Genomic DNA, 7,646 nt, shown 5'->3' with positions numbered 1-7,646 from the left:
GCCCACTGATACCCGCGAGCGAGCTCGAAACCTGGCACAGCGCCGCGCAAGCCCTTGCCGCGGCAGAACGGCATCGGCAGCGCGTTCGAAACTGGGCACGCGCGGTTTACCAGCGGGCGTGGGCGCGCGGCCACATGGAGGGCTCGAATGCAGGCACCGAGGAGATGGCAGGGTTGATTGCGGAGACAATCTCCGAAATCGCGCGACGAAAGGCGGCTCTGGAGCAGGAATTGCCGCAGCTCGTGATGGAAATATTGAGCGATCTTATCGGCGCTTTCGATCCGGGCGAGCTATTGGTGAGGGCTGTTCGTCACGCCATAGAGTGTCAATACAGCGGCGCCGACGTTTGCCTTCATGTTTCTCCCATGCAAGTCGACATGCTTGCACGAGAGTTTGCTCGATGCGACGGCCAGGATGGTCGACCAAGGGTGCGGATCGAGCCCGACCCGACATTGTCGCCGCAACGCTGCGTGCTGTGGAGCGAGTACGGCAATGTTGACCTTGGACTTGACGCCCAGATGCGCGCGCTGCGCCTTGGTTTCGGGACGCTCTGTGAGAAAGGCGAGCTATGAGAAAGCCCGTCCCAGAACATAACGCTGACGCCGACACTCGAGCTCTCGTTCCAGCAATCTCGTCTTTGAGGGCTGCGGCCAAGCGAATTGACACGCGTGCGGTGCGCGGTCGGATCACGCGGGCTATCGGCACACTGGTTCATGCCGTCTTGCCAGACACTCGTATTGGGGAACTTTGCCTCCTAGAGGACCCGCGAACCGGGCTGTCGCTCGAGGCCGAGGTGATCGGCCTGTCGGGTGATGGTGTATTGCTGACACCGATCGGGGACTTGGTGGGCCTATCCAGCCGCGCAGAGGTCGTGGCCACTGGCCGAATGCGTGAGGTGCCCGTCGGCGGCGATTTGCTCGGTCGCGTGATCGACAGTCGTTGCCGCCCATTGGACGGCAAAGGCGAAATCAAGACCGTCGAAACTCGGCCCCTGCATGGCAGAGCCCCCAATCCGATGACGAGGCGCATGATTGAGCGGCCATTCCCGCTTGGGGTCCGTGTCCTCGATGGTCTGCTGACGTGCGGCGAGGGCCAGCGGATCGGGATTTATGGCGAGCCAGGTGGTGGCAAGTCGACGCTGTTGTCACAGATCGTAAAGGGTGCCGCCGCTGACGTCGTCATAGTGGCGCTCATAGGCGAACGTGGACGGGAAGTTCGTGAATTCATCGAAAGGAATCTTGGTGAAGAGGGCCTTCTCCGTACAGTCGTCGTGGTTGAAACATCCGACCGCTCGGCGGTAGAGCGTGCGCAATGCGCTCCGATGGCGACTGCGCTCGCGGAATATTTCCGAGATCAAGGCCTACGCGTTGCTCTCATGCTGGATTCGCTGACGCGCTTCTGCCGCGCTATGCGCGAAATAGGCCTTGCTGCGGGTGAGCCGCCGACGCGACGGGGCTTTCCTCCTTCCGTTTTTGGCATGCTGCCAGGCCTGCTCGAGCGCGCCGGCATGGGTGAGCGGGGCTCAATCACGGCCTTCTATACGGTGCTTGTAGAGGGTGATGGCACGGGTGATCCAATCGCCGAGGAATCGCGTGGTATTCTCGATGGCCATGTCATCCTCTCACGCGCTATTGCGGCGCGATCGCATTTCCCCGCTATTGATGTGCTGCAGAGTCGCAGCCGCGTCATGGATGCAGTCGTTTCGGGGACACATCGCAAGGCAGCATCCATTTTCCGCGAGCTCCTGTCGCGCTATGCCGAGACCGAGTTCTTGATCAATGTTGGCGAATACAAGCCAGGTGGAGATCCCCTGACTGACCGGGCTGTCGCGTCAATCGACGAACTGAGGGAGTTTCTGCGCCAGAGCGAAGATGACGCGTCAGATTTCGAGGAGACGGTCGCATGGATGTCGCGTCTGACCGCGTAAACTGGATTCAGTCTTCGAGGTTACGGCTTCTGAAGGAAATGCAAGAGCGTCGTGCCCTTGGCGAGCTGTCCAAGAAGGAAGCCCAGCGCGATGTGGCCGCCTCAGCCGTACAAAATGCCTCTAGGGAGCTTGCAATGATACAGCAACATTGTTCAAGAAAAGAAGCAGCGCTCTATCAGCATCTGATGTCACTCGACAACTTGTCTAGCGCAGCGCTCGACCGTCACCGCCTTCACACTGAACAACTTGCCGCTGAGATCAATTCCAGACGGCAGATGCTTGATGATACCCAAATCGCTCAAGAGGAGGCTGAGATGGCGGCGTCCAGGACGAGGGAGCTATGGGTCATATGTTCGGCGGCAAGGGACAAATGGCAACAAATCGAGGACGACGTGCGGCGCGCCGTCGAGACTCATTCGGAGGCCGCAGCCGAGATCGAGGCCGACGATGAGATACTGCTGAAATATGCGAGGGGGTCGCTTGCCTAAATGCCGCGCAACCGGATCCGACGGTCGCAAGAGGTCGTCCGAATGACACGACCGTGCAGTCTTTGATAGGCGCTGCGGTCACACCCGCCATGTTCGAACCAGTTCTGAAACTGTCCCACACGGTTGTCTCGTGGCTCAATGATACAGCAGCGCCGCGCACGCCGTTTCAAAGCCGGATCAACGAGGTGCCGCTATCGGTGCGAACGGCAGGGCTTGTCTGGCAGCAGGAACCTGCTGCCATTCCGATGCTTGACTGCGTCTGGAGAGTGGGAGCCGAAACGGTCATCTTGTCACTGTCGCGCCCGCTCGTAGAGGAGTTCATCACGACAGTGCAGAACGGCTTGGCCTTCCCTTCCGAGCCAACTGCTTCGCTAATTCTCGAACTCGCTCTGGAGCCGCTTGTCACTCGACTGGAGGAGACGACGCGTCTGAACGTGCAACTCGTGCGGGTATGCGAAGCCACGATGCTGGCTCCTCATCTTGAACTCGACATCATTTTCGGCGCGGTCAAGGGCAAGGGCCGTCTATTCCTGTTCACGCCACTTGACGGCTTAGTACCGCCTGCGTTTCGCGCGCTAGGCGAACTGCTTGCCCAGTTGCCGCGGCAGCTGGGCGGGCTGCCTCCAGAGCTCCCGCTCATTGTTGCAGGAGAGGTCGGCACGCTTCGCCTTCCTGCGGCGCTTCTTCGAAGCGCATGTGTCGGTGATGCATTGTTGCCCGATATTGCGCCGTTCGGCCGCGGCCAGATCACCCTAGCTGTCGGCCAGTTGTGCGCCGAGGCGGATCTTGACGGCGATGAATTAATCTTGCGGGGGCCTTTCCGCCCGCGACCGTGTCCTTTGGAGAGTGCGCATATGACACAACCCGGATCGCAACTGGAGCTTACTAAGGATCTCGACGATGTCGAGATCGTGCTTGTCTTTGAATGCGGCCGCTGGCCTATTTCTCTTGGGGAATTAAGAAGTGCCGGCGAAGGGCATATTTTTGAACTTGGATGGCCGATCGACGGCCCGGTCGACATAGTGGCCAATGGTCAGCGTATCGGGCGTGGCGACATTGTCCGCATCGGAGAAGAGCTGGGCATCAGGCTGCGTGGCGGGTTTGCATGCAATGAGTGAAGCTCAGCCGACAATCCTGGCGCTTCTTGCGGTTACCGCCGGACTCGGTCTGCTGGTTTTAGCAGTTGCCACGACAACGGCCTTTGTAAAGGTATCAATTGTTCTTTTCCTCGTCCGCAATGCGCTCGGGACCCAGACCATACCACCCAATGTGGTGCTGTACGCCGCGGCGATGATCCTCACTATGTTCGTTAGTGCGCCCGTTGCTGAGCAGACCTATGACCGCATGTCGGATCCCAAGCTCCACTATCAGACATTCGACGACTGGGTAAGCGCCGCTAAAGCCGGAAGTGAGCCCTTGCGCGAGCATCTCAAGAAATTCACAAATGAAGAGCAGCGGCGATTTTTCCTATCTTCGACAGAAAAGGTCTGGCCAGAGGAAATGCACGCTGCAGCCACGCCTGATGACTTTGCAATACTTGTACCATCTTTCTTGCTATCGGAATTGAAGCGTGGATTTGAGATAGGGTTTCTACTTTATCTGCCTTTTATTGTTATAGATCTGATAGTGACAACTATCTTGATGGCGATGGGCATGTCGATGGTCTCACCAACTGTTATATCTGTCCCGTTCAAGATCTTCTTGTTTGTTGCCATTGATGGTTGGTCAAAATTGATGCATGGGCTTGTGCTGAGTTATACGTTACCGGGAGGCTGATCATCACTGAATCCAGCATCATTACTCTTATGAGCCAATCACTGGTGGTTTTCATGATCTGGATTCTACCGCCGCTCATTGCATCAGTGGTTGTCGGCCTCGTCATCGGCATCCTCCAGGCGGCGACGCAGATCCAGGATGAAAGCTTGCCGCTCACCGTGAAGCTTCTGGTCGTTGTCGCGGTGATTGGGCTGTTTGCTCCTGTGCTAAGCGCCCCGCTCATAGAGCTAGCCGATCAGATCTTCACCGAGTTTCCCGCAATGACACTTAGCTACTAGTCCGCCCCATGGACGCGCCATCGGCCGATATTCAAATTCTGATCCAGACGGCTCTCGAACTCGTCGTTGCGGCAGGTCTTGGGGCAGCCCGCGCGATGGGCATCATGCTGATCTTTCCCGTATTCACACGCTCGCAGATCAGTGGGCTGATCCGGGGCTGTTTGGCTGTTGGCTTCGCACTACCATGCCTGGCACATGTCAGTGGCGGATTGCCGGCGCTGGATCCTGATACACGCCTGATCCAGCTAACCCTGCTCGGATTCAAGGAAGTTTTTGTCGGTGTACTCCTTGGCACTTTTCTTGGCATTCCGCTTTGGGGCCTTCAGGCTGCCGGGGAGCTTATCGACAACCAACGCGGCATCAGCAGCCCGACCGCTTCGGCCGATCCCGCGACGAACAGTCAGGCTTCCGCGATGGGCGTTTTTCTGGGGATCACTGCGATTGCCATATTCGTCGGATCAGGAGGCCTGGAAACTTTGATCAGTGTCCTGTACCGCAGCTACTTGATCTGGCCGGTGTATCAGTTTCACCCGACACTGAGCGGGCCAGGAGCAATGGAGTTGTTGGGGCTTCTCGACAGCATAATGCGCACGGCATTATTGGTATCGGGGCCTGTCGTGTTCTTCCTGATACTGATTGATATATCGATGATGCTGCTGCGTCGCTTTGCCCCGCAATTTAAGGCGAGCCAACTGTCTCCGGCAATCAAGAACATTGTCTTTCCAGTTCTCATGGTCACCTACGCTGCCTATCTGGTGGAGAGCATGAAACTGGAGGTCACACGTGCCAACGGCGTGCTGGAGTGGTTCGACAAATTGCTGCCATGAGCGACACAAGTGAAGAGAAGACACACGCCGCCAGCCCGAAGAAGTTAAGTGAAGCGCGCAAAAAAGGACAGCTGCCACGTAGCTCCGATTTCGTCCGCGCGGTCGGGACTTGCGCTGGGCTCGGCTACCTTTGGCTAAGAGGCAGCGTGATCGAGGACAAATGCCGGGAAGCGCTCCTATTAGCCACCAAGTTGCAGAGCCTACCTTTCGATACCGCGGTGCCGCAGGCATTGGTTGTGCTCGTCCAACTCACCGTCGCGGCTGTTGGCCCGCTGCTTGGAACCCTCGTCGCCGCGGTGATTTTGGCCAGCCTGCTAGCCAATGGTGGATTTGTCTTCTCTCTGGAGCCGATGAAGCTCAGCTTTAAGAAAATTGACCCCTTTGAAGGGCTGAAGCGCTTGGGGTCTGCTCGTTCCATGGTCGAAGTCTGCAAGACCATGTTCAAGGTATTGGTTCTCAGCGCAACCTTTTCCATTGTCCTTCTCGGGATGTGGAAGACAATGGTCCCTCTGCCGATCTGCGGCATGGGCTGTGTTGGCCTCATCTTTATGGAGACAAAATTGCTGATGGGAATTGGCGCCGGCGCACTGCTGGTCGGCGGACTGATCGATCTCCTGCTCCAGCGCGCGTTGTATCTGCGCGAAATGCGCATGACCAATACCGAAGTGACGCGCGAGTCGAAGGATCAGCAAGGAGCGCCAGAGTTGAAAGGTGAACAGCGTCGCATCCGCGAGGAGGCGGCCGACGAGCCTGCGCTTGGCGTGCAACGCGCCACGCTGGTCTTAACAGGAAGGGCGGTCCTGATCGGTCTGCGTTACGTTCGCGGTGAAACCGGGGTGCCGTTCTTAGTTTGCCGTGCCGAAGGTGAGCGCGTTTCACATGTGTTGAGCGAGGCGCGGGCACTACGCCTGACGATCGTCCATGACCATGTCTTAGCGCGTCAGCTGATAGGCACTACAAAACTCGGCCACGCGGTTCCTATGCAATATTTCCAGCCTGTCGCGAAAGCATTCTTTGCCGCAGGCTTGGCCTAGTCATTGGAAGTCCACGACTGCCAGTTCAAAACTGACCTGGCTCCATGCTAGTGGCAAATGTCGGCTGGCCATCCGTGCCCCAGTGTCTCTGTCAGGCCAACCGCGCAACCGCGGGCCTGGGGCAATCACTCCCCTCGGATCTGCCACCCAGCAACTACGGCAAGTCCTCCGGGCATGACCTTGCAGCCTCTGCTGGCCGGTGCGTGGCGCAGTCCGAGGTTTTGAGGCCGGCAGTACGGATTTGATTGGTGCAGCCGTTGGAATGCCCTCGTCAGCTAGTCGTCAACTAAGCGCCCTATGTTGAACAGCCGTGCTAACTTGAGCTCGGTTGCGAAACATAGGAGTACGAATCGTCATGTATGGTCGAATTGGTGGCTCATCCGATAGTTACCGCGCGCATAATGCCGGCGAGCAAGCGGATGCAGGAAGCGAAGGGTTCGCGGACACATTTGCCCGAATGCACTTATCCGGATCGGAAGGTAGCGGCGCCTCATCATCGGCGGCTCCCCAAGCATACTCCCTCAATTCCCGACCTCCTGTGGTGGAGATCAACAGGACTTCCTTCAGGAGACAGGTGAGGCAATTTCATGGTGATGAAATCACGCACATCGCCGACAATCCTCAAGAGTATTCAGAGTTCGTATCGTCACGAGCCAGGCGCACCGCGGACGTTGCTCAGCAATATGGCATCCGTCGAGATACGGAGCACGCGCGATATTTCAGTTACCAATTGGGAGACCGGAGTGCCGGACTGCTGAGAATGGAAGGCGGATTCAGCATGAACGAGTTCGAATCGGAAAGTTGGCGGGAACAATTTCCTGGTCGAACTGAGGTCACTTCCATAGTGGATCTTCAAGTCGCCCATCCGCTCGTCGAAAATGCGGGCGATATTCTGCTGGAGCATCAACTTCGGATAGACGGCGACCGACCGTTGCTGAATTGGCGTGCGGCTAATCCGGAAGCACAAGCGCGCGCGCAGACGATGGGGTTTGTTGAAGTGGATCATGGCGACCTGGTGCTTGACCCTACGCAGCATCCCGACAAATGGACGAAGAACAGTGCCGGTGAGTGGCAGCGTGCAGGCAAACCTCCACTCTATCTCCACAAAACCGAGGACAGCGACAGCAGCGATAGCGGGTCCGACGACGATTTCATGTGATTTGTCGACCCGCCGCCGAGCCTTGCAACTGGTGACGGTTGCAAGGCTGTTGGCAGTGAATGCTAATTGTCCGGCGACAGCCCCGCCTTAGCGCCAGCGCCGCCGAGCAATCCAGCCCATCTCCCAGACAATAAACTGCGGATGCGCATCGTGGGTG

9 protein-coding genes are annotated in these 7,646 nt (G+C 57.7%); all 9 read left to right on the top strand.

Going from position 1 to position 7,646, the window contains the following annotated elements:
- Positions 1-572: type III secretion system stator protein SctL (gene sctL / locus EN939_RS13605; RefSeq protein WP_127268424.1), on the top strand; the 572-nt coding region annotated here is incomplete at its 5' end.
- Positions 569-1,927 (top strand): type III secretion system ATPase SctN, encoded by a 1,359-nt coding sequence (sctN, locus tag EN939_RS13600; RefSeq protein ID WP_024505372.1) that lies wholly within the window; start codon positions 569-571, stop codon positions 1,925-1,927. The genes sctL and sctN, both read left to right, overlap by 4 nt.
- Positions 1,903-2,415, top strand: coding sequence for a hypothetical protein (locus EN939_RS13595; RefSeq protein WP_032899688.1), 513 nt, complete (start codon positions 1,903-1,905; stop codon positions 2,413-2,415). The genes sctN and EN939_RS13595 overlap by 25 nt, the downstream gene beginning before the upstream one ends.
- 89 nt (positions 2,416-2,504) lie before the next feature.
- On the top strand, positions 2,505-3,533 hold the full coding sequence (sctQ, locus tag EN939_RS13590) for a type III secretion system cytoplasmic ring protein SctQ (RefSeq protein ID WP_095769044.1): 1,029 nt from the start codon (positions 2,505-2,507) through the stop codon (positions 3,531-3,533).
- Positions 3,526-4,191 (top strand): type III secretion system export apparatus subunit SctR, encoded by a 666-nt coding sequence (sctR, locus tag EN939_RS13585; RefSeq protein WP_029354851.1) that lies wholly within the window; start codon positions 3,526-3,528, stop codon positions 4,189-4,191. Before sctQ ends, sctR begins: the two co-directional genes overlap by 8 nt.
- A gap of 29 nt (positions 4,192-4,220) precedes the next feature.
- Positions 4,221-4,469, top strand: a complete 249-nt coding sequence (locus EN939_RS13580; RefSeq protein ID WP_081714428.1) for an EscS/YscS/HrcS family type III secretion system export apparatus protein — start codon at positions 4,221-4,223, stop codon at positions 4,467-4,469.
- 8 nt (positions 4,470-4,477) lie between these two features.
- Positions 4,478-5,296, top strand: coding sequence for a type III secretion system export apparatus subunit SctT (sctT, locus tag EN939_RS13575; RefSeq protein ID WP_024505376.1), 819 nt, complete (start codon positions 4,478-4,480; stop codon positions 5,294-5,296).
- Positions 5,293-6,330 (top strand): EscU/YscU/HrcU family type III secretion system export apparatus switch protein, encoded by a 1,038-nt coding sequence (locus tag EN939_RS13570; RefSeq protein ID WP_127268423.1) that lies wholly within the window; start codon positions 5,293-5,295, stop codon positions 6,328-6,330. The genes sctT and EN939_RS13570 overlap by 4 nt, the downstream gene beginning before the upstream one ends.
- 355 nt (positions 6,331-6,685) lie before the next feature.
- Positions 6,686-7,489, top strand: coding sequence for an Effector protein NopP (locus EN939_RS13565; RefSeq protein WP_127268422.1), 804 nt, complete (start codon positions 6,686-6,688; stop codon positions 7,487-7,489).
- Positions 7,490-7,646 lie beyond the last annotated feature (157 nt).

This window comes from Mesorhizobium sp. M7A.F.Ca.CA.002.05.1.1 (assembly GCF_003998335.1).
Taxonomy (GTDB): domain Bacteria; phylum Pseudomonadota; class Alphaproteobacteria; order Rhizobiales; family Rhizobiaceae; genus Mesorhizobium.
The sequence above is the reverse complement of the archived record's forward strand: the minus strand, read 5'-3'. Positions and strand labels throughout refer to the sequence as shown.